Source organism: Marinomonas sp. CT5 (assembly GCF_018336975.1).
In the GTDB taxonomy this organism is placed as follows: domain Bacteria; phylum Pseudomonadota; class Gammaproteobacteria; order Pseudomonadales; family Marinomonadaceae; genus Marinomonas.
The window spans coordinates 1,296,702-1,319,611 of record NZ_CP025572.1 but is presented as its reverse complement, the minus strand read 5'-3'; the positions used below and the strand labels follow the sequence as shown (position 1 = coordinate 1,319,611).

16 protein-coding genes are annotated in these 22,910 nt (G+C 43.0%); 10 read left to right on the top strand and 6 right to left on the bottom strand.

Annotated features, from left to right (window positions below; translation table 11 throughout):
- Positions 1–11 precede the first annotated feature (11 nt).
- Positions 12–2,051 (top strand): glycogen debranching protein GlgX, encoded by a 2,040-nt coding sequence (gene glgX / locus C0J08_RS06215; protein ID WP_212655236.1) that lies wholly within the window; start codon positions 12–14, stop codon positions 2,049–2,051.
- On the opposite strand, the gene C0J08_RS06210 is transcribed toward glgX, so the two are convergent.
- Together C0J08_RS06210 and C0J08_RS06205 are read right to left on the bottom strand one after the other, a co-directional pair.
- The gene (locus C0J08_RS06210; protein WP_212655235.1) at positions 2,048–3,826 is read right to left on the bottom strand and encodes an ABC transporter transmembrane domain-containing protein; all 1,779 of its coding nucleotides are present in this window, start codon (positions 3,824–3,826) and stop codon (positions 2,048–2,050) included. The two genes, glgX and C0J08_RS06210, sit on opposite strands and share 4 nt — an antisense overlap.
- A gap of 106 nt (positions 3,827–3,932) precedes the next feature.
- Complete coding sequence (locus C0J08_RS06205; protein ID WP_212655234.1) at positions 3,933–5,492, bottom strand: methyl-accepting chemotaxis protein; 1,560 nt, start codon at positions 5,490–5,492, stop codon at positions 3,933–3,935.
- Positions 5,493–6,113: 621 nt separating this feature from the next.
- Here C0J08_RS06205 and C0J08_RS06200 point away from each other — a divergent pair.
- The 5 genes from C0J08_RS06200 (at position 6,114) to C0J08_RS06180 (ending at position 13,614) form a co-directional block, all read left to right on the top strand.
- Positions 6,114–7,367 carry a response regulator gene (locus tag C0J08_RS06200; protein ID WP_212655233.1) on the top strand — a complete coding sequence of 418 codons (1,254 nt, stop codon included), beginning with the start codon at positions 6,114–6,116 and terminating at the stop codon, positions 7,365–7,367.
- A 342-nt stretch (positions 7,368–7,709) separates the two neighbouring features.
- Positions 7,710–8,963 carry a response regulator gene (locus tag C0J08_RS06195; RefSeq protein WP_212655232.1) on the top strand — a complete coding sequence of 418 codons (1,254 nt, stop codon included), beginning with the start codon at positions 7,710–7,712 and terminating at the stop codon, positions 8,961–8,963.
- Positions 8,964–9,283: 320 nt separating this feature from the next.
- A complete protein-coding gene (locus C0J08_RS06190; RefSeq protein ID WP_212655231.1) occupies positions 9,284–10,549 on the top strand; it encodes a response regulator in 1,266 nt (421 codons plus the stop codon).
- Positions 10,550–10,642: 93 nt separating this feature from the next.
- Entirely contained in the window at positions 10,643–11,650 is a 1,008-nt protein-coding gene (locus tag C0J08_RS06185; protein WP_212655230.1) for a serine/threonine protein kinase, read from the top strand.
- Positions 11,647–13,614: a RecQ family ATP-dependent DNA helicase gene (locus C0J08_RS06180; RefSeq protein WP_212655229.1), complete on the top strand. Its 1,968-nt coding sequence runs from the start codon at positions 11,647–11,649 to the stop codon at positions 13,612–13,614. The genes C0J08_RS06185 and C0J08_RS06180 overlap by 4 nt, the downstream gene beginning before the upstream one ends.
- On the opposite strand, the gene C0J08_RS06175 is transcribed toward C0J08_RS06180, so the two are convergent.
- The 4 genes from C0J08_RS06175 to C0J08_RS06160 all read right to left on the bottom strand — a co-directional run bounded on the left by C0J08_RS06175 (position 13,589) and on the right by C0J08_RS06160 (position 15,283).
- Positions 13,589–13,990 carry a VOC family protein gene (locus tag C0J08_RS06175; protein ID WP_212655228.1) on the bottom strand — a complete coding sequence of 134 codons (402 nt, stop codon included), beginning with the start codon at positions 13,988–13,990 and terminating at the stop codon, positions 13,589–13,591. The two genes, C0J08_RS06180 and C0J08_RS06175, sit on opposite strands and share 26 nt — an antisense overlap.
- Before the next feature lie 111 nt (positions 13,991–14,101).
- Positions 14,102–14,404 (bottom strand): GIY-YIG nuclease family protein, encoded by a 303-nt coding sequence (locus C0J08_RS06170; RefSeq protein WP_349304784.1) that lies wholly within the window; start codon positions 14,402–14,404, stop codon positions 14,102–14,104.
- Between the two features lie 22 nt (positions 14,405–14,426).
- Positions 14,427–15,080: a LysE family translocator gene (locus tag C0J08_RS06165; protein ID WP_249344533.1), complete on the bottom strand. Its 654-nt coding sequence runs from the start codon at positions 15,078–15,080 to the stop codon at positions 14,427–14,429.
- Complete coding sequence (locus C0J08_RS06160) at positions 15,077–15,283, bottom strand: hypothetical protein (protein WP_212655227.1); 207 nt, start codon at positions 15,281–15,283, stop codon at positions 15,077–15,079. The genes C0J08_RS06165 and C0J08_RS06160 overlap by 4 nt, the downstream gene beginning before the upstream one ends.
- A gap of 236 nt (positions 15,284–15,519) precedes the next feature.
- Here C0J08_RS06160 and C0J08_RS06155 point away from each other — a divergent pair, with 236 nt between their 5' ends.
- From C0J08_RS06155 to C0J08_RS06140, 4 genes are all read left to right on the top strand, one after another.
- Positions 15,520–16,965: an aminotransferase-like domain-containing protein gene (locus C0J08_RS06155; RefSeq protein WP_212655226.1), complete on the top strand. Its 1,446-nt coding sequence runs from the start codon at positions 15,520–15,522 to the stop codon at positions 16,963–16,965.
- 152 nt (positions 16,966–17,117) lie between these two features.
- Complete coding sequence (locus tag C0J08_RS06150) at positions 17,118–18,497, top strand: TolC family protein (RefSeq protein ID WP_212655225.1); 1,380 nt, start codon at positions 17,118–17,120, stop codon at positions 18,495–18,497.
- Positions 18,494–19,660, top strand: a complete 1,167-nt coding sequence (locus C0J08_RS06145; RefSeq protein ID WP_212655224.1) for an efflux RND transporter periplasmic adaptor subunit — start codon at positions 18,494–18,496, stop codon at positions 19,658–19,660. The genes C0J08_RS06150 and C0J08_RS06145 overlap by 4 nt, the downstream gene beginning before the upstream one ends.
- Positions 19,660–22,860 (top strand): efflux RND transporter permease subunit, encoded by a 3,201-nt coding sequence (locus tag C0J08_RS06140; RefSeq protein WP_212655223.1) that lies wholly within the window; start codon positions 19,660–19,662, stop codon positions 22,858–22,860. The genes C0J08_RS06145 and C0J08_RS06140 overlap by 1 nt, the downstream gene beginning before the upstream one ends.
- Positions 22,861–22,910: the final 50 nt, after the last annotated feature.

Genomic DNA, 22,910 nt, shown 5'->3' with positions numbered 1-22,910 from the left:
TAGAGGTAAAAATGAACCAAGCGCAACAAATCTCCAATGGCTCTCCTTTTCCTCTAGGCGCTAGCGTGACCGAAAATGGTGTCAATTTCGCAGTCGTTGCTGAAAATGCCAGTCAGCTGTATTTATGCCTTTTTGACCAAGAAGGAAACGAGCAAGAACCTTTGCCCTTTATTAATAAAAGTAAGGGCATTTGGTACATGGAAGTACTTGGTCTAAAAGAGGGTCAACATTATGGCCTTAGAGCCAAGGGCAAGTTTGAGCCCAAAAAACAGCGGCTCTATAACGAGCAAAAACTGCTCATTGATCCTTATGCCAAAGAGTTAAGCTGCAAACTGGTTTGGCATGAAGACCAAGCCGCAATCACCAAAGAAGGCCAGCCTCACCCAGCGGATTCGGCCTACTGCGTGCCTAAATCGATCGTCCGAACTGTCACAGCAAGATCTGATCGTCCAGCTAGAGCGAAGGTCGCCCCTTCAAGCCGTGCTCTGTATGAATTGCATGTCAAAGGTTTCAGTAAAAACCTGCCTATTGAAGACGTACTGCAAGGCACCTATCTTGGTGTTATTTCTGCGCCAGGTATCGAGCATTTAAAAAGCCTAAACATCACAACCATTCAGCTAATGCCTTGTTTTAGCTTTATGACAGAGAGACATCTACAACAATTAGAATTAAGCAATTATTGGGGCTACAACCCCATTAGCTTTTTTGCCGTTGAGCCTTCTTACGCCATAAAAGACGCCGTTTCAGAATTTCAACAGATGATAGACGGGCTTCGCCAAGCTGGCTTTGAGGTCATTCTAGACGTTGTTTATAACCACACAGCAGAAAGCGAGATAGATCAATCCAGCGTGTGTTACCGCGGCTTAGACAATGCACGCTACTATCGCCATCAAGATGGCCAGTATTTAAACTACACGGGCTGTGGTAACTGTGTGGACACCTATAACCCCACGAGCATTCGTCTTATTTGCGACAGTATGCGCTATTGGGTGGAAGTCATGGGCGTGGATGGTTTTCGTTTTGATCTTGGCGTCGACCTTGGTCGCACCGATCACGATTTCACCGCCAAAGCCCCCTTACTGCAAGCCATCTTGCAAGACCCTGTGCTAAGCGAAACATGCCTCGTTATGGAGCCTTGGGACATAGGTCCAAACGGCTATCAAGTGGGGCAATTCCCAAGAGGGTTTCTAGAGTGCAACGACAAATACCGAGACACCGTTCGCCGTTTTTGGCGTGGCGATAAAGGCCTAGTGCCAGAATTTGCTACTCGTTTAATGGGATCTAGAGACTGCTTTCACAAAGGTCATAAAAGCGCGCTCAATTCGGTGAACTACATCACCTACCATGATGGTTATACAATGAGAGATCTGGTGTCTTATCACCATCGCCACAATCTGGCTAACATGGAAGAAAACCGTGATGGCCATGGCGACAATATCAGCCAAAACTTTGGTGCTGAAGGCGAAACCGACGACCAAGCAATACAGCAGCAACGCTTAAATCAGCAACTGTGTTTTATGGCAACCTTATTATTAAGCCAAGGCACGCCACATATTTTAGGGGGCGATGAGCTGTCTCATAGCCAACAAGGCAATAACAATGCTTACTGCCAAGATAACGAAATTACATGGCAAACATGGCAAGCGCTGGATTCAACAACCCGCCATGCTAGAGATGCATTACAGGACGCCATAGCCACACTCATGTCGCTGCGCAAAACGTATCCGATTCTGGGTGAAATTCGCCTAGAAGACGATCCTCTTTACCAACACACCTCATCAGATAAAATTCATTGGCTCAATGAACAAAGTGAACCAATGACAAGCGAAGATTGGGCCGAGGACAACAGACATTTCATTGCTTTAACCTTAGCGTCAGCCGATCTATCCAATCGTTTCTGGTTGGTCTTTTATAGTGATGACGCTCAACTTGATGTTCCCTTCCCGGAAGACATCGACAAGCTTGAGACGCTTTATCAAACCCCAGGCCTGTCTATCAAAGAAAACCTGCTGCATTGCGCCTATCGCGGTGTGTTTATTGCTAAGTATTAAAAAGCCAAAACATCGTCGCCTTGATTGAACTGCAAGTCGGCTAATCGTTTATACAAGGCGCACGATTCGAGCAATTCACTGTGTGTGCCTTGAGCGATAATTTCCCCTTGATCCATAACGATAATCCGATCCGCATTCAGAACCGTAGCCAAGCGATGGGCAATCACCAAGGTGGTTCTGCCTTTCATCAAAGGTTCCAGCGCGGCTTGAACCTTATTTTCGCTTTCTGCATCGAGCGCACTGGTGGCTTCATCTAATAATAAAATGGGGGCGTCTTTTAATATCGCCCGAGCAATGGCAACACGCTGCCTTTGCCCACCTGAGAGTCGAACACCATCTTCACCCAAGCGCGTTTCGTACCCTTGGTCTAAACGCATAATAAATTCATGAGCATTGGCTTGTTCCGCCGCGTACTGAATGGATTCTTTGCTGGCATTACGGTTGGCATAACCCAAATTGTCGTAAACGGTTTGATCAAAGAGAACGGTTTCTTGTGGCACCAGAGCAAAGTGCTGACGCAGATCGTCTAAGGAGTACGCTTTAATATTTTCTCCCGCCAGATAAATACCACCTTGTTGAGGGTCATAAAAACGCAGCAACAATTCAAACAAAGTCGATTTACCGGCTCCCGATGGCCCAACCAAAGCCAGCATCTCTCCCTGTTTGATCGAAAAAGAAAGATTCTTTAATGCGGCATGATCTGGCCTTGTCGGATAACGGAACTCTAGATGATCAAACTTTATGATGTCTTCCTCTTGAGGTATTTCAGATAAACCCATAGAAGGAAACGCCTTAGAGCCACTCACCACCGCACTTTTGGCGCTCAATAACTCCATAATACGTTCTGCCGCACCCGCAGCGCGCTGCAACTCGCCCATCACTTCGGAAATCGCTCCCACTGCACCAGCAACGATAACCGAATAAAATAAGAAGCTTGCTAAATCTCCAGCGCTAATAGCACCAGAGATAACATCTTTACCACCAAACCACAGCATCACACCTATGCCGCTCATAGACAGTAAAATCACCATCAGAGTTAACCAAGAGCGCTGCTGAATGCGTTTTACGCTGACCTCAAAAGCACGATCAACCGTGGCTGAAAAACGCTGCGTATCATGTTGTTCATGGGTGAAAGCTTGCACTACTTTGATATGACGTAACGCTTGAGACAAATACCGTCCTACATTAGCCACTTCATCTTGGCTAGTACGAGATAACCGCCGAACTCGCCGACCAAAATACACCACGGGTACAATCACAAAAGGCACGCAGGTCAGCAAAATAAGAGTGAGTTTAAAATGCATGACCAAGAGGAATAAAATGCCACCAATAAGCATTAAGCTACTGCGCAAGGCGATCGATAAAGAAGACCCAATGACACTTTGTAAAAGAGTGGTGTCGGAGGTGATACGAGATTGAATTTCACTTGGCGAGTTGTCTTCAAAAAAGGAAGGAGACAAGGTTAGTAAATGGGCGAAGACTGCTTGGCGAATGTCGGCCACCACGCGCTCCCCTATCCATGACACCAGATAAAAACGACAAAAACTGCCAACTCCCAATAAAAAAACCAAGCCTATAAATATCATTAAAGCCTGTGTTAGCCCGGCTTCTGAACCAGAGGCCAAACCTTGGTCGATAAGCAGTTGCACTCCCTTACCCAAGCTCAACATAGTCCCTGCGGTTATCACCAAGGCGATTAAGGCAAACACCATATGACGACGATATGGACGCAAAAAAGGCATTAGTGTTTTTAGAGTACTTCCCGAATTGTTCATCTGCTACGACACCACACAATAATAATCTCAGTCACTATACCGCATAGTGTTAATCGTAAGTGGGTAAATACCAAGTAGAGATTACGGTCGTGTGGTTGAATGATCATTAAGCGTCTGATTTGAACCCCATCCGGAAGCCTCCCCAATGCTTACCATTAACAAAAATAGGCACAGAAAGGTCATGAAGAATTTCCCCTGTATCTCGTTTATAGGTCTGCAACAAGAAACTCTCCGTATGGGCACCACATCGACTACCAGTGGGATCATTAAAGATTCGCTTGCTTCGATTATTCACTAGATCTGTTTCATAGTCTCCAGTTAATGGCTGACTGAATTTTTTATTATGTGTCGGAAAATAGCCATTTACATCAACAGCACCCGCAAACATAACCTGCTCATATTTTTCCAGAACCGCCTCTTGAACAATCGGGAAAACACGATCACTAAAGGAATCATAGGAAGTACTGTATTTTTGTGGATTGGTATTATTGATTGCTTGATAGTCTCTAGAGAATACAGCTTGTTCAGTCAACTCACCTTTGATAATTGCGTCTTCAAAGAGTTGCCCAATGGCCTTTGCCGACTCTTTTGCTTCATCAAGTAGCTCAGAAAAGAAAAGCGAAGTATCCACTTTATCTAATTCTCTGAAAACAACTTCAGCACCATTACTTAAACCCGCGGCTTCTTTTGACAGATGATCACTGCGTAAAGAAATATCTTGCAAAGAATCACTGATTCGTGAAATAGAGCCATTAATCTGTGTGCTGGCCGCCCCTAATTCTTCTCCAGCACTTTCAACCTCTGATAAAACGGATGAGGCATTTTGTACTTCTTCGGTTAAAGAAATAAAGCGTTGCGTTTCTCCCAATAATGTACTTGAAAGAGACTCGGTTAAGTCCCTCAAAAATGACATCTCACGATTAGTTAACTCACTATTAAGGCGTACCTGAGTTAATAGGCTTGAAATTTGTTCTGAAGCATCAGCACTTTTCGCAGCCAATGCCCTCACCTCATCAGCAACAACAGCAAAACCGCGACCTTGCTCTCCAGCACGAGCAGCCTCAATGGCAGCATTTAAAGCTAATAAATTAGTTTGCTCAGAAACCCCTTTTATAACCTCGGTTATCGTATCGATTTCATCAGCACTTTTGGTTAACAGAGCCAATTGTTCACTTGCAGTCTGTACTTTATCAGTCAATTGATGAATTTGATCGGTGCTTTTTGAAAGCGCGGCTTGAGAAGTAAGGCTAGCCTGTGCCGTTTCACTCATAGTGCGAGTCAACTGGCCTAAATGAGTCGACAAAGTTAACCCTGTACTAGATAGCGTTTTAACTGATTGCGTAATTTGCTCACTGTCATCATGAGTATGGTGAATGTCTTTATTTAAGGTATCTACAAAGTAAGATACTTCAGCGGCCCCCATTGCCATTTTTGACGTGGCACGTGTCACTGTCTTACTCACGTCAGAAAAAGTCTGCTTCCCCTCCTTAATATCGACATTTTTTACAGTATTCGTGGGTTTTTTTCGAACAAATTGTAGCACTAGTAAAAAAACACATAGTAAAATACCCATTACAGCGTAAGCCTTAGGGACTGCACCTTGTATGTAGCCAACACTGAAAAGCAAAATAAGCCCAAGAGAACCACTTAACTGGAAATACATCATTGCTCTTTCCTACCCTTTAATTATTATTTTTTTCAGTGTTTAACTATGCAAGCTTAAGGTCAATACAAAATAGAAAGTGTAAGACTAAAGTCGCATAGCAGGGCTGACGAAGTTTGCAATAAGTTAAATGTTCTAAGGAATTCTAGTAACTAGACCCGCTACACAAAATAAAAATTAAAAGCCGTAGACACAATCAGCCAACGCTCGATATAAAAATAGACACCATGATTTCCCACCCCTTTAGCTTTGCAATTCTCCTTATTATGGTTGAGCCAGAACGCCGCAAGCACTGATTAAAAAATAAAGCGCCAAAGCATTCTAAAGACAATGCCTTAAGCAACTATAAGTAGATCGAGAAAATTTTTTTGCATTTAGTTTGCTTACTAATCATTGAATGAGCTAACAACACGGACTGTGGGTAGTCAAAAAACTAAGATATAAAAAATAAATATAATAGATATGAGTAATTATATATAATATCTTATTTATTACATCCTGATAACAAAATCAGTCAAAAGTACTAGAAGATAAGCTTCTAGTCGTGATATAAAACGCCAAATGTAATTTTTTGTAATTTTGTGTGTTTTTTATGGGAACACGCGCACTAAGGAAAGTCGACGAATGACAGACACATATACGACCAAGGGGAATGATCAGGTATCAACGGAGGATTTAAAGAAAAAATCTGTACTAATCATTGATGATATGAATGAAATGCGCTTAATGCTCAGGTCAATGATGCATTCTCTAGGCTACTCCAATATAGAAGTAGAGGGCTCAGGTCAAAGTGCATTAAAACGTATAGCGGCAAAACGATTTGACCTTATTCTTTCAGATTACAACCTTGGTGGTCGTATTAATGGTCAACAAATTTTAGAGACATCAAGAAGAAATAACTTTCTAGATCACTCAACTATTTTTATTATGATTACCGCCGACACTGGCTTTGACAGCGTAGTGAGTGCAATAGAACATCGACCAGATAGCTATTTAGTTAAACCTTTTACCCCCGCCACTCTTAGTCGTCGACTTAGTCGTATTAAACGACAAAAAAGCATTTTCTCTGAAGTAGATGAACATCGCGCCAAAATGAATTTTGAGATAATGGAAAGTAAAGCCAGAGAAGTTATGGCTGAACACCCTCAATACAGCAGCTTATGTTTAAAAGCAATTGGCGAAGCGTTAATATCTCGAAAGGAATTTAAAGCGGCTAAAATACATTATCTTCGAGTACTAAAAAATAACCCTGACATATCTTGGGCCCATTTCGGCATCGCTGAATGTGACATAAACTTAAAACAACCTTTAGAGGCTGTTAAAAGCTTAGAAAAAACCATCAGTCTCACTCGACATTTTTTGCCAGCGTATGACACCTTGGCTAACACACAAGAAAAATTAAAAGATTTCAAAGGTGCTCAAAAGACCATAATGGCAAGCTTAGACGTAACACCTAGATCTTTAGGAAGAGCAAAGAGACTAGGAAAACTGAGCGTTCAGTTGAAGGATTGGAAAGTAGCAGAGCAAGCTTATTTAAGAGTCATTCGTTTAACCAAAGATACTCAACATGAAAAAATAGAATATTATTACGAACATTTAAAGTGTCTGATTGCCCTTCAAGAAAGCACCGAAAATGCTCCTCAAGTAACTGAAAAACTAGAACGCTCTCTAACAAGGTTACGCATGCTAGGAAGGGATGACCCTGTCGTCATCACCAACTCTTTTCGGATTGAAGTTCAATACCACCTTAATCGAGAAAGAGTGAAAGATGCCATCAAATCTTGGAAGGAATGGAAAAAACTAATCGATTCTGGTAAAGCCTCACCTTTAACCTTAGAGCAAGAACATACAATTAAGAAAAAACTGGCACTTTTTTAATTCTAGCTACCTTCATATCTAGGGATAGGTTCGGCTGCAAGTCTAATCTATCCCTTAAATCTATCTAAGATTCGTTGTTATCCATTCCAATATAGCCCTTGTATCTTCCCCCTTATTAAAAACTTTTTCTTGTACCCGTAACAATATAATGGCATTAGTGCACCAACCCCCATCTCAGCTATGTAAGAACGCCTAAATTAGACGCTGTCCGCCTTATTCTTAGTGTTTTAAAAAGGTAACTCAAAGGTACTTTTAAGTATTTTTATGTTGCGAATAACAAACTTATGTGTAATATTTTGTTAAATTGTGTAAACAAAAAGAAAGTGCACAGAGGCAAAAGCCATGACTGATGTATTTACAACAAAGGAAAACACTAAAAAAACAGTTTCAACACTTGCCCGTAAACGCGTACTCATCGTTGAAGATATGAGCGAAATGCGTCAAATGCTTAGGTCAATGATGATCGCACTAGGCTATACAAATATTGAAGTAGAGCCTTCTGGCCAAAACGCTCTTAGACAAGTATTAGACAGGCATTACGATATCATCCTCTCGGATTTCAATCTTGGTGGTTCTGTTGATGGACAACAAATTCTAGAAGCTTCACGGAAAAGTAACACATCAGATCACTCTACTATTTTTATCATGATCACTGCTGATACAGCTTATGAAAGTGTCGTAAGCGTTTTGGAATATCAACCTGATAGCTACCTAGTAAAACCTTTTACCCCAGCAGCCTTTCAACGTCGTTTTAATCGTGTAAAACTGCAAAAAAAGGTATTTTCCGACATCAATAAAAATCGTAAAGACTCCAATTATGAGGCCATGGAAACCCAAGCACAGGCGATTGAAAAACAATACCCACAATACAGTAGCTTATGCTTAAAGGTGATTGGTGAGTCATTATTTTTACGAGGAGCTTATAAGTCAGCGAAAAAACATTATCTCAAAGTAATAAAAAATCACCACAATTTAGCTTGGGCCTACTTTGGTCTTGCACAATGCGAATTAAAACTTGATCACCCACTCGCCGCTGTCGATAATCTAGAAAAAACCATCTCTTTAAGTAGACATTTCTTATCCGCATACGATGCTCTTGCCGATGCCCATGAAGAGCTAGATAATCCAGAAGGCGCACAAGCAGCCATGAAAGACGCTTTGGAAGTGTCTCCTCGGTCTATTGAAAGATCCAAAAGATTGGGACAAATAAGCGAGAAAATAAAAGACTGGAAAACAGCTGAACAAGCCTACTCTCGTATCATCCGTTTAACTAAAGAGACGAATCAAGAAAAAGTCGAATTCTATTACGATCATCTCAAATGCTTAACATCCATGATACAACACCAAGAACACGACATAAAAAATACTGAAAAAATAAAGCGCTCATTATTTCGGTTACGTATTTTAGGCAAAGACAAGCCTATTGTCGTGACCAATTCATTCCGTGTCGAAGTACAACAACATTTATATAGAGATCGACTTGGGGACGCCATAAAATCGTGGAAACAATGGAAACATCTCATTGAGTCTGGAAGAGCATCCCCTATCTCAAATGCTCAAGAAATAACTATTAAGAAAAAATTAGGTCTTCTTTAGTTTTCACTTAATAAAACGCGAAGGAAGATGTGGATCAGTCGACTAAACCTCAATCTTTCAGAGAAATCGTCAAATAAGGCGAGACTCTGAAAGCCTCGCAGGCCTACTCTAAAAGCCTGTGTTCTTTGTTGAGCACCTCAAAAAATAGAACCACCATTCACATTCGCCACTCACCTCTAATAACAGGCTTTTATCCACATACTGAGGCAAAAGAACTTGTTCACATCTTCCTTAACCATAAATAACGATTCCTTTCACTTTTTAAAATATTTCCATGTTATAAATGCACAATCATTAGCCGTATTTGAGATGGTCTTACTTTGACAGATGCAATCACTCTTGGTGTTGAAGCTACAAACGATACTCAACAAGAGTTTAGTAACTTAAGTAAAAAACGTGTTTTGATCATCGAAGATCTCGGTGAAATGCGTTCGATGCTAAAATCTTTAGTTACCTCCATGGGCTATACCAATGTCGATGTAGAATCTTCTGGTCAATCGGCTCTTAAGAGGATTTTAGAAACACAGTATGATGTCGTGCTATCTGATTACAATCTTGGTGGCAGTGTTGATGGTCAGCAAATACTCGAAGCCTCACGCAAAACCTACTCGCAAGACTACTCAAATATTTTTATTATGATTACCGCCGATACATCCTATGAAAGGGTAGTCAGCGCCTTAGAATTTCAACCAGATAGTTACCTCGTTAAGCCTTTCCCTCCTAACGCTTTTTTTCGACGTTTTGAGCGCGTCAAAAAACAAAAAAAAGTCTTTGAAGAAATAAACAATGCTCGAAAAGAAAACGATTATGAAAAAATGGAAGTGCTCTCTAAAGCCGTCATGAAGCAATATCCGCACTTTGCAAACTTATGTTTAAAAACAATCGGTGAATCTTTATACGCTCGTGGTAAATACAAAGACGCAAAAGCTCACTATGCACGCATAATACAAAAAAACGAAAAACTCGCATGGGCACACTTTGGTATTGCATTGTGTGAGTTAAAACTTGGGACAGTCGTGGCTGCCATAAAGAAACTGGAGCACACTATTGATTTAAGCCGTCACTTTTTATCGGCCTATGATTTACTTGCCGACGCTTATGAAGACTTGGGGAACCTTGAAGAGGCTCAAGCAACAATACTAGATGTTCTAAAAGCATCTCCACGCTCTTCTGATCGCGTACTTAAATTGGCACAGTTAAGTATGCACATGAAAGACTGGACAACAGCAGAGCATGCTTACGCTCGACTGATTCGATTAACTCGAGAAACCAGCCATGAAAAAGTTGATTACTATTACGACTACTTAAAGTGCTTAACAAACTTGCTAATAATTGAACCAGACAACATAAAAATTAACGACAAATTTAAACGTATTCTTTATCGCCTTCGCTCTTTTGGGAAAACCAACCCCATAGCAATGTCGAACTCTTATCGAGTTGAAATACAGCATTACTTAGCCAATAAAAATAAATCTGAGGCCATTAGATCTTGGATGCAATGGCAACAACTAATGAAATCTGGAGAAGCAACCCAATTAACTGAAGCTCAAACTTATACACTGAAAAAACGCCTCGGCTTGCTATAATCCCTTCACATCGTTATGGTCACCCACATATTTATCTTGGTGTGACGAACTCACACCCTACCCTTTTTATTATTGACAATCAGAGCATCCATTATGTCGGCTACTCACTCTTTTTCATCTCTTCTTCCTGATGTCATTTTAGATGCTGTGGAGTCCACGGGTTTATGGAGTGACTCTCGCATATACCCATTGAACAGTTACGAAAACCGGGTTTATCAAATTGGTATTGAAGACGGAACGCCCGTTATCGCCAAGTTTTACCGCCCTGAACGCTGGAACGAAGCGCAAATTCGTGAAGAACACCAAACTCTAGCAAAGCTTGAAGAAGCTGGTGTTCCCGTTGTTGCCCCATTAACCTTCAATGGTGAAACCTTGTTTCGACATAACGAGATGTTTTTTTGCTTGTCACCAAGATTAGTAGGACAGCACCCAGAAGCGGACAACCTCGACCAGCTGTATCAAATTGGCGAACTCATTGGCCAGCTTCACCAAAACCTATCTACCACACCATTTGAAAAACGCATTAACGTCAGCCCTTTGTCACAAATGGACGAAGCCGCCAATCTCATTTTGTCTGGACATACATTATTTGGACAAACTGAGCTGGCAAACGACTTGCAACTGCCCGAAAAACTCAAAGCCACCTACAAGAAACAAATCCAAATACTGAGAGATAAATGTGAGGCCAGTATCAAGCGCTATTGGCCCTCACAACTGCGCCCTATTCATGGGGACAGCCATCGCAGTAACTTGATGCTACACAATGGGCAATTTCACTTGCTGGATTTTGATGATTGCCAGAATGGTGTAGCAGTACAAGATTTGTGGCTGCATATTACCCAGACAGAAAACCCTAGACAGCAACTAAGCGAAATCATCGAAGGCTACGAAGCTTACTTGCCTTTTGAAAACCGTGAGTTGGATTTGGTTGATGTCTTCAAGTGTGTACGCGTTATTAATTATGCCGCATGGCTACAAAGCCGTTGGCATGACCCAGCATTTACCAAAGCCTTTGCTTGGTTTGGCAGTGAAGATTATTGGCTTAACCACTTAAACGAGTTGAAGAACTGCGAATTGGAATGGGGACAAATTTCACGATGACATCGATAGAGACATCATCATTAGAGCACTCGCTTCATTCCCTATTTGGTTTCAGTGAATTTCGTGAAGGTCAAAAACAAACCATTGAACAGCTGTTATCCGGCCAGTCCTCACTGGCAGTTTTCCCAACAGGCTCGGGTAAATCGTTATGTTACCAATTCACTGCGACTCAGTTACCAAATTTAACCCTCGTCATATCGCCATTAATTGCGTTGATGCACGATCAGTTGGCATTTCTAACCGCAAAAGGCATTCCCGCGGCGTGTTTAGATTCCAGCCAGAGTAAAGATGAAAGCCAAGCCGTCATGTCTGGCGTACAAAATGGTGATATTAAGATCTTAATGATCTCGGTTGAGCGCTTTAAAAATGAACGCTTTCGACGCTTTATCAAACGCGTCCCAATCTCTATGTTAGTGGTCGACGAAGCTCATTGTATTTCCGAATGGGGTCATAATTTTAGGCCCGACTATTTGAAACTGCCCTTTTACCAGCAAGAACTGGCTATTCCATTAGTATTGCTGTTAACCGCCACAGCCACCCGTCGAGTACAACGCGACATGGCACAAAAATTTGCCATTTACCCTGAACATATCGTGCAAACGGGGTTTTATCGAGCCAACCTAGATATTGATTTGATCCCTGTTCAGCGTCATGAAAAGCTCAGTGCGTTGAACAAGATATTGGGCGAAACCCAAGGTGCCAGTATCGTTTATGTGACTCAGCAGAAAACAGCCGAGGAAATTGCCCAAGCATTGCAAGCAAGTGGCCACTCTGCTGTTGCCTATCATGCAGGGTTAAACAGTGATGTCCGAAGTGCCATCCAAGCCGATTTCATGGCTAGCAAAACTCGCATTATCGTCGCAACAATAGCCTTTGGTATGGGAATCGATAAGTCTGATATTCGTTTAGTCGTACACTTTGATCTACCCAAATCCATAGAAAACTACAGCCAAGAAATTGGCCGCGCTGGACGAGATAATCAACCAAGCCGCTGCGTTTTACTCGCTAACCTTGAAGGCCTAAGTACTCTAGAAAACTTTGTTTATGGGGACACGCCAGAGCCACAGGACATAGAGTGTTTGCTTCGCACTATCACAGAAGAAACCCTTGGCAACGAATGGGAAACGCAACTTTACGGGCTTTCCAACCTCACCAACATTCGCACTTTGCCATTAAAAACGCTATTGGTACAGCTGGAGTTATTAGACGCTATCACTCCCAAATACAGTTATTACGCGGATGTTAAAATCAAATGGGAAGGCGATAGAAACGCTTTTGCGAGCCAAGTGCCGAGCGAATGGCAAGCCGCATACCACGCGATTCTTAAAGGCATTCAATATAAGAAAATCTGGGGCACACCTGACTTTGACAAGCTGTTCAACGAAGCGGGGTTATCACGCGGAGACGTGTTACAAGTCTTAGAGTTCGCGGCTGATCACAATGTACTAACACTAGAAAGCAAAGGCTTAACTGAAGTCTATCAAGTCCACCCAGAGCACTTTCATCACCAAGTATTAGCTGAGCAACTGCATCAATATGTAGAAGAAAAACAAACAGCCGAAGTAGAACGAATCGCCACCATGATTCGCTTCTTCCAGTTAGATCGCTGTTTAAATCATAACTTAGCGCGCTATTTTGGGGATCAACAATCACCAGAGAACTGCGGTCATTGCTCAGTATGTCGTGGTAACGTACTGACGTTTACTCAAACAGTAAATGAGGATAGCAGTCAGGAAAATTGGCAAGGTTTAGCAGAATATGTTCAAGAATTCGCACAGCATCTTAGTAGCAAGAGCCCAACCACACCACTCTCAGCTGTCTTGGTAACACGCTATTTAACGGGTTTAACGCAACCTATTTTGACCAAAATAAAAGCCAGGCAACTAAATGGGTTTGGGGTTTACGAAGAACGGCGTTATTTATCCGTTTTAGAAGCGGTTAGTCAGCTTCTAACTCACTGTTAGAGGCATTTTCTTCGTAGACGCTTACTTCAATGAGGTTATTATCAGGGTCATTGAAATACACGGATTGGATTGGCCCCAGTGCTCCAGACTTGGTCACAGGGCCTTCGAGAATATTCACCTTACAACTTTTAAGGTGCTCAATGACGTCCTCCATGGTCCAAGTGGTAATTAGGCATAAATCGCCAGAACCTTCCATTGCATGATTACGCAGTTCTTGTCCTAATAATTGAAGGTTAATCTTTTGCTGACCAAAGCGAAGAGCTTTACGACCATTAGCAAACGTAATGGGTTCCATTTTTAGCACGGTTTCATAAAAAGACACGGCTTTGTCGATATTTGCCACCGTCAAAACAATGTGGTCAAAATGACTGATCATAGCTTCTTGCCCCCTAGTGATAATCATCACGGAATATACGACATGCTACGAATGATCGACGGGAAAGACAAGCTTATATTGCGACTTATAACATCGCTTTTTACGCCATCATCACTGACTTAATAATGCTAAATCTAATGCTCCGGTTATAAGACTGAGTTTTTGCTGGCGGCTCAACTTTTTTACCTTATATTCCAGAACTAATGCATCGCTCTTTGAGCCTACGGTCTGGTGCCAAACTAATTCAAGAGGCCCTTTCCCCTTCAAATAACGAGCCCCTCGCTTACTTCCACCAGAGTGCTCTTTAAAACGGCGCTCAACATCGGTGCTGATACCAGTATAAAGCGTATTCAAGCGAGTTTTTATCATATAAATACTCCACTCACTTTTGCTCTTATCTAGTTCATCTGTCACAGCAATTTTCCTTTATTAGCATTTAATGACCAATAATCAATAATAAGGTCGATGCCGTAGCCAACCCCATACAAAGATTAAAGAGTCGTTGACGCTTCTGATCTGTTAACCAATGACGAATACTCACACCAGCCCATGCCCAAATTGAAATAGCAGGAAATCCCATCACAGCAAATAATACCATGATCCAAAAACCAGACTGAGTGTACAAATCACCAGCCATAGCAAAGGTACTGACACAGCCTACGGCCATCATCCATGCTTTCGGATTCACATATTGAAACAGCAAGGCTTGCCACCAACGCATCGGCGACAAAGGTGCTTTTTGAGTGTCTAAATTGCCTACTGGTGCACTGCCGATCTTCCATGCTAACCACAACAAATAAGCACAGCCCACCCACTCCAAGACTTGGTATAACGGCGGATAAAGAGTAAATAATGCACCAAGACCCAGTAAGGTAGACAGCAAAAGGCTAGATATCCCAAACACAATACCAAACATATGGGGTAAGGTTTTACGGTAGCCAAACTGTGCACCCGATGCCAATAACATAATATTATTAGGCCCTGGTGTCACTGAGGTCACTGAGGTCACTGAGGTCACTGAGGTCACTGAGGTCACTGAGGTCACAAAGGCAAACATAGCTAGCGCTAAGAAAAAAGAGGCATCCATCATAACGACCTACCGCTGTTTCTCATAAGTAACATCAAATCACGTGCCCACCCAAACAGATTAGCTTGCGACAATTCCTCGCGTCTGCGCTCTTCTGTCATACCAATATCCAACATTTGTTGCGGTGTTAATTTTGCCAACGCTCTACGTGTTGCAAAGCGTGTAACACTTTGCTGAAGACCAACGAGCAAGCTGATGATTAACATAATATTCTCCTTTTAAAGCGTGCCAATTAAGTGATAAAAAATGCTTTGTGTATGAATAAACACTTTAAAAGAAGACAGAAATACAATACAGATTCAGAAAGTGACGAAATAAATCATACAGAATACCCTTTTTCTCGACTGTATGGCTAAGTTATGCCAAATCTGTATGGTCACTTCTGATAGTTTTCCATCCTATAATCAATACAGACAGAGAAATGGACAGTAAGGGGAAACGAATGACACTTTATCAAAAACTAGCCAATCGCCTGCGTGAGCACATACAACATGACTTTTATAAGCCGGGAGAAAAACTGCCCTCTGTCCGTCAACTAGCCCAAGAACATGGTGTGAGTATTTCCACGGTCCAAGAAGCTTACCGACAGCTGGAGCAAGAGGGCCTTGTTGAAGCCAAACCAAAATCTGGTTATTTCGCTTGTTCTCGGAAAAAAGACAACCTACCCAGCATTTCAAGACCACCACAGCGTCCTTTAGAAGTCTCTCAATGGGAGGAAGTACTGAACATGCTGATGAATCGCAGTGGTAATAAGGGGGTTCAGTTACAACACGCCATGCCTGATATGCAAGCCACAACACTAAAACCCTTATTAAAAACCTTGTCTGAACTTTCCAAGCAAAAACCTGAACTCGGGCTGGGTTACGCTGACATTCGAGGTTCAGAAGAGCTGCGAACACAGCTTTGCCGGCTCGCTGTGGCATCAGGCTGTCAATTACACCCTGATGATTTAGTGGTAACTTCTGGCTGCCAAGAAGCGCTTTCTGTTTGTTTACGCGCAGTAACCCAACCAGGCGATATTATTGCGATTGAATCCCCAAGCTTTTACGGTTCTATGCAGGCGATCAAAGCCGCCAACCTTAAAGCGATGGAGATCCCCACCCACCCTGAAACAGGTATCAGTCTTGAAGCCTTAGAATTGGCTCTTGATCAATGGCCCATAAAAGCTATTTTTGTCACCCCCACCTGTAACAACCCAATGGGTTACACCATGCCGGAAGACAAAAAAGAGCAGTTGTATCGACTTGCCCAAAGTTATGATATTGCCATCATAGAAGACGATATCTACGGTGATATTTCTTACCAATTCCCTCGCCCCAAAAGCATAAAATCGTTTGATACTGACGGCCGAGTTCTACTCTGCTCATCATTTTCCAAAACCATCGCACCGGGAATGCGTGTGGGCTGGATCGCTCCTGGACGCTATCGTGATAAAGTCACCCACATCAAATACGTCAGCAGCTCCATGTGTCCGGTATTTCCTCAGCTTGCTATCGCTAAATTCATCCGTCTAGGTGGCTATTCGAAACACATTCGTCTAATGAGGCAAAACTATGAGCAACAGAGAGATCACCTTCTAAGTATCATCAAGACTTATTTTCCAAGTGACACTCGTGTTAGTTATCCAGCTGGCAGTTTCATTTTGTGGGTCGAACTCAACCCCAGTATCGATAGCATGAAGCTAGTGGAGAAATGTCGTGAGGAAGGGGTTGGATTTGCGCCGGGTCCTTTGTTTTCCGCAACAGGAAAATACCGCAATTGCTTTCGTCTGAATTTTAGCGAGCAAAGCATGGAGAAACGTGAGTGGGCAATCAAAACCCTCGCTAACATTCTTAAAAAATTCAGGGAACAAAACACACAAAACATGAGTCACTTAAAGGCAAGCTAATAAATAAGCCCGTTATGTAAATAAACGAAAAGAAAGTTAAAAACACTAACGAGTGACATAATAATCAGGTCACAATAACGCCTACATTTATTGATCAACAATGGAAAAGAGACCTAACCCGTCTTAACAAACATTTTACTAGGACTTCATGAATGCAGTACCGGCCTTTTCGCTATTTAGGGCTCCTTTTTATTGGGCTTAGTCTCGCTGCGTGCAGTAGCAACCATCAACGAGAAAATTTTGCCGAGCTTGCGCAACAAGAGTTAAAGACGGCTAGCCACAATAAGGCTTCGCAATGGAGCTCTCTTGATGACGTCGCCCCGGCTAGCTATTTAACCGACCTCATTCACGCTCCCGAGCTAGATCAGTTCATTCAGCAAGCACTCGAATCCAACCCAAGCTTGCAAAGTACCTTACTGACCTTGCAGTCCAGTCTATGGGAACTGAAAGGCGCTCATGCCGACCAACTGCCTTCCATCAATGGCAACCTTTCAGCCAGCAAGCCCAAAGATTCTGACACCCGCTACAGCGCCGATATTAGCGTTAGCTGGCAGCTCGATGTCTGGGGCAAATTGGCAAAAACAGAAGCGTCCGCTAGTAAGACGTTAGCAAGCGATGAAGCGCTCTACCAAGCCAGTCGAGACACCTTGGTTGCCAATGTTATGAAAACTTGGTTAGAACTAACGGCCAAACAACATGCCATTGAAATCGAAAAGCAGCGTCTTCAACTGCTTGAGACCAATGAAGAACGCATCATCAAACGCTTTAAAAACGGGCTCGATAACCTTGAAAAAATGGATGAGGCTCGTACCTCAACATCGCAATCAAGAGCGAATCTAGTTGAACTACAAGAAAACTTAGAAATTACCAAGCGAGAATTACAAAAGTTGATTGGCAGTACCCAGCCATTGGACATTGCCCCCAATAGCGATTACCCAAAAGTCAGCTTGACCTTAAGTGAGCTGCCTAGCCAAAGCTTACAAAGACGGCCAGACTTAAAATCGGCGTACCTTGCCATTGAAGCAGCCGATCTTAAAACCAGCGTTGCCTATAAAAACATGCTGCCATCAATCAGTTTGAGTGCGGCTCTTAGTCAATCTGCCGACTCACCTCGGGTGGCGCTCTTCACCTCTCCGGTTTGGTCATTAATGGCACAACTTACTCAACCTCTGTATCAAGGTGGCAAACTGAAAGCAGAAAGAGAAATAGCAAAACTGAATACCGCCAAAGCGTATCAAGCCTACCGAGATACCTTATTAACAGCCGTCAATGAAGTAGAAAATGCCCTTGGCCAAGAAAAAGTACTGCAACAGCAAGTCAGGCACATAAGAGAAGCGCTTTCCAGCTCACGCAGCAATCTCGCCCAGTACGAGAAGAAATACCGCAGCGGGCTTGTTGAGTTAAGTGACCTCATTGCCGCGCAAAAAACCACCTTTGATCTACAAGCGCAGCTTGATGAACTTATTTTTAAGCACTTATCGAATCGAATCACCTTAGGCATGGCATTAGGCCTTGGAGTTAAATCATTATGAAACCCTCTTCCCAATGGATACTGCTTATTTTTTCACTGCTGATCGCCGTCGCGGTGTATTTTTATATCGATAATGCCCTAAACCAAAAAGCGTTTCATTTGGGTAAACCATTGCCAGAGAAGAAAGAAGAAGCATTAGAAGTCAGTGTAGTTACCGTCACCGCGGCCAGCCATCAAGCCACCATTCAGGCATCAGGTATTGCAAAACCAAGATATCAACTGACCCTAAACAGCAAAGTCAGTGGCGAAGTCGTCAAGGTATCAGATGAGCTCGAAGCTGGTCAGCGCGTCAAAAAAGGGGATGTCTTGGTTCGCTTAACAAACAAAGAACTGAACAGTGCGGTCGCCAATGCGAAAAAGGCGCTAGCAAGTGCAGAGTTAGCGCTTAAAGAAGAAAAACGCCAAGGGGATCAAGCACGCTCTGAATGGAAAGCGGCGGGATTCAAAGGGGATCCAGACTCAGACTTAGTATTGCGCGTTCCACAACTGGCCAGCGCTCAGGCTGAAGTCGACTCTGCAAAAGCCGCTCTTTTAGAAGCACAAGACAACCTCAAGCACACACAAATCCTTGCGCCATTTGATGCTCTCGTCATCAGCAGAGCTATTGCTCCGGGTTCTTATTTAAGCTCAGGTGGTGAAGTGGCGACTTTGTACAGTACAGATCGGGCAGAAATCACCATTAATTTGGCCAGCACGGATTGGCAAAAATTGCCCGACATGAAAACACTTCTTAAGCGTAAAACACCAGTACGTGTCAATAGCATTGAATCGAATGACCATTGGCAAGGTCATATCATTGGTATTGATCAACATATAGACACGACCACCAGAATGCGTAGCCTAGTGGTCGGCATTGATGCCCCATTAGATCAAACTCCGCCTTTATTACCTGGAGCCTTTCTTACCGTTCAGCTAGAAGGCAAAGCCATTGAACACCTCTGGAAGCTTCCCAGTACAGCACTAAGCCAAACCAGTGAAATATGGTATGTCAACGATCAGAGTCGTTTAGATGCTTTCGACACCACACCACTCTTCGTGGACGCAACATTTATCTATGTTTTAGTACCGGAAAAGCTACGAGGTCGCTCATATCAAGTTGTCAGAAAGCCCTTTAGTAGCTACCTAAAAAACACCCTTGTTAATCCGTCTGAGCCGTCGAAATAATGAACCCACTTGATCAACCAAAAGGTATTATTCCCTGGTTTGCTGGCAACCCTGTCGCCGCCAACCTACTGATGCTGCTTGTTATTTCTCTCGGTGTCATCAACATGGGGTCGCTCAATAAAAAAAGCTTCCCGACATTACCACCTAATGGCATCGATATTCGCGTAAGCTATGACAGTGGCTCGGCTAAAGAAAGCGAAGAAGGCATTGCCATTCCCATTGAACAAAAGCTTCAAGGCGTAGAAGGCATCAAAAATGTTATGTCTCAGTCTTCTGCCACAGGTGCTGAGGTGAGCATTGAAGTCAAAGATGACTATGTGCTTGATAATGTGTTTTCCGATATCAAAGATAAAATTGGCGAAATAAACTCATTCCCCAGTGAAGCTGATCGTCCGGTTATAACAAAAGACACACGGTCCGAACTGGCCATCATCATTCAACTCTACGGCGATGCAGATAGACGCACCTTACAGAAACTGGCAAACGAATTAAAAACCGACCTACTCAGCGATGAAAACATCAATTCAGTCGGGATTTCTGGCACATTAGAACCAGCTATGCTGATTGATGTCGATAAAAACAAACTCGAAGCTTACGATTTAAGCTTAAGCGATATTAGTAGTGCTATTTCTGCCGAATCATCCTCTTCACGGGTAGCGGCCTTAAGCAACAAAGATGTCTATCTAAAAATTAGCGCCGCAGAGCAAGCTTATTTCAAACAACAATTTAGCCATATTATCGTTAAAACCAACGCCACAGGCGGCAATATCAAGCTTGGTGACATCGCAACGATTCGTGACGCCTTTGATGATGACAAATTTGTACTGTCACGCTTTAACCAAAAAGACAGTCTATCCATTCGAGTGAATACCACGGGCAATGACGACATTATAAATACTGTCGAAGCGACCAAAAGAGTGGTGAATAAATGGCAAGCAAGCGACCGATTGCCTTCGCAAGTACAACTCGCCACTTGGAACGATCGCAGCGAATCCATTAATCAGCGTTTAGAGCTTATGGTTAAAAATGCCCTCACGGGGGTGTTATTAGTATTCGTGTTATTGGCCATTTTTCTCAATGTTACCGTGGCTTTTTGGGTTGCCATGGGCCTGCCTTTCATCTTCTTCGGCACTATTTTTGCCATGGGCACCAGCAGCATCGATCTCACCTTAAACATGATCACCACCTTTGGTTTCATTCTGGCGCTGGGGATTGTAGTCGATGATGCCGTGGTGGTGGGTGAAAGTATTTACACCACCCGAGCCAGAGATGGCGACACATTAGGCAATACCATCAAAGGTACAATGGAAGTGGCTGTACCAACCTTATTTGGTGTATTCACCACAGTGGCGGCGTTTTGGGCATTATCAAATATTGATGGTCGACTCGGCCAAATTTACTCGCAATTCGCTATTGTGGTCGCCATTTGCTTGGTGCTTTCGGTCATTGAATCAAAAATCATTTTGCCTGCCCATTTATCGCATTTAAACACCCGCAAAACCAAACCCAACAATATACTCTCCTCTTCTTGGGGAGTGGTTCAAGCGGGTGCAGACAAGGGACTGCAATTCTTTAGCGAAAAGCTCTACCGCCCTGCTATCGATTTTGCTTTAAAACAGCGCTATGCCATGTGCGTTGTTTTCATTACTTTGTTTGCTCTGGTGATGTCCATGCCTTTCACTGGTGACATTCGCATGAGCTTTTTTCCGCGTATTCCGGGTGATTCCGTTCGAACCACACTGACCATGCAAAGTGATAGTAGCTATGGTGAAACACAAAAAGCGCTATTAGCCATCGAGCAGAAAGCGTATCAAGCGGATAAAATACTGATTGAGCAAGCCAAGAAAAGTGGCAAAATCCCTGCGGATACCCCATCAAAAGCAACGGGCATTAAGCACATACAGACGTCATCGAATGGTGATCAAGGCGGTAATTTCCGTGTCGAACTCATGAGTGGTTCCCCTTATTACAACTCCAGACAATTCACCAGTAAATGGCAAGAGATTTCGGCACATGTAGAAGGTGTGAAAAGTCTGCGAATTCGTTATGGGCAAGATACCGTAGACGCCCTGTATGTTGAACTCACCAGCAGTGATTCCAGTGCCCTGAATGGTGCCATGGAAACCTTTATCGAAAAATTAAATGCTGTGCCTGCGGTAACGGGCGTAGAAAAGTTTGATACACCGCCTGAGGCTCGTTTATCCCTAGAGCTGACAGAGCAAGGACGATTATTAGGGCTAAACACCAAAGAGCTAGCCAGCCAAATTGCTTTGAATTTCGATGGTACTGTGGTGCAAAAATACCAGCGAGACAATGATGAAATGGAAGTTCGCTTAGGTTTCCCGAAAGATCAGCAGGAATCTCCCGCCGCTGTGATGGACACCAAAATCACCTTAGAAAATGGCAAAAGAATACCGCTTTCAACGGTCGCTAGCCTAAGCAAAACCGAAGTTCAAACTGACATCATCCGCATTGATGGCAAGCGTTCCTATTACTTATCGGCCGAAGTAGACAAAGACGTCATGTCCTCAACAGAAGTCGTTGAGTACTTGCAAAGTGCCGTGATGCCAAACCTGCAAAAGCAATTCTCTAGCGTGAATTTTAATTTTTCTGGCGAAGCAGAAGAACAAGCGGAAACAGAGTCCTCGCTGGCGAAGATGTTCATGCTCGCGCTACTTATCATTTATGCCCTTTTGGCGATTCCGCTTAAATCCTACAGCCAACCCATTATCATCATGATGGCGATTCCGTTCGGCATTATTGGGGCGTTATTAGGGCACTGGATGAACGACCTCGCTTTAAGCATTTTTTCTCTCAATGGTATCTTGGCACTAAGTGGTGTTGTGGTGAATGATAGTTTACTGCTTGTCTCACGATTTAATGACATTCGCAAAGACACAGTGCACGTAAAACTCGCGATCCGCCAAGCTTGTCAAAGTCGCCTACGAGCCGTGTTATTGACCTCTTTCACCACGTTCGCCGGACTGATGCCAATCTTGTGGGAAACCTCAAGACAGGCACAAGCTCTGATTCCTGCTGCCGTTTCTTTGGGTTATGGCATCCTTTTCGCGACCCTTATTACACTGATTTTGATCCCTGTTCTCTTGATGATTAAAGAAGACGTTCACTTACTGATGGCTCGCTTTAAGAACAAAACGACAGAGGTATTAGAGCCCGTGAAGACTGGGGAAGAAAAATAGAAAATAAAAGAGAAACAAAGGCATTTGATTAAATGCCTTTGTTTCATTTG

Excerpts from the sequence above, each read along its gene's own strand:
- C0J08_RS06140 (WP_212655223.1), top strand. The coding sequence starts at position 19,660 with ATGAACCCACTTGATCAACCAAAAGGTATTATTCCCTGGTTTGCTGGC.
- C0J08_RS06185 (WP_212655230.1), top strand. The coding sequence starts at position 10,643 with ATGTCGGCTACTCACTCTTTTTCATCTCTTCTTCCTGATGTCATTTTA.
- C0J08_RS06175 (WP_212655228.1), bottom strand. The coding sequence starts at position 13,990 with ATGATCAGTCATTTTGACCACATTGTTTTGACGGTGGCAAATATCGAC.
- glgX (WP_212655236.1), top strand. The coding sequence starts at position 12 with ATGAACCAAGCGCAACAAATCTCCAATGGCTCTCCTTTTCCTCTAGGC.
- C0J08_RS06210 (WP_212655235.1), bottom strand. The coding sequence starts at position 3,826 with ATGAACAATTCGGGAAGTACTCTAAAAACACTAATGCCTTTTTTGCGT.
- C0J08_RS06205 (WP_212655234.1), bottom strand. The coding sequence starts at position 5,492 with ATGATGTATTTCCAGTTAAGTGGTTCTCTTGGGCTTATTTTGCTTTTC.
- C0J08_RS06150 (WP_212655225.1), top strand. The coding sequence starts at position 17,118 with ATGCAGTACCGGCCTTTTCGCTATTTAGGGCTCCTTTTTATTGGGCTT.
- C0J08_RS06155 (WP_212655226.1), top strand. The coding sequence starts at position 15,520 with ATGACACTTTATCAAAAACTAGCCAATCGCCTGCGTGAGCACATACAA.
- C0J08_RS06200 (WP_212655233.1), top strand. The coding sequence starts at position 6,114 with ATGACAGACACATATACGACCAAGGGGAATGATCAGGTATCAACGGAG.
- C0J08_RS06160 (WP_212655227.1), bottom strand. The coding sequence starts at position 15,283 with ATGTTAATCATCAGCTTGCTCGTTGGTCTTCAGCAAAGTGTTACACGC.
- C0J08_RS06195 (WP_212655232.1), top strand. The coding sequence starts at position 7,710 with ATGACTGATGTATTTACAACAAAGGAAAACACTAAAAAAACAGTTTCA.
- C0J08_RS06165 (WP_249344533.1), bottom strand. The coding sequence starts at position 15,080 with ATGATGGATGCCTCTTTTTTCTTAGCGCTAGCTATGTTTGCCTTTGTG.
- C0J08_RS06145 (WP_212655224.1), top strand. The coding sequence starts at position 18,494 with ATGAAACCCTCTTCCCAATGGATACTGCTTATTTTTTCACTGCTGATC.
- C0J08_RS06180 (WP_212655229.1), top strand. The coding sequence starts at position 11,647 with ATGACATCGATAGAGACATCATCATTAGAGCACTCGCTTCATTCCCTA.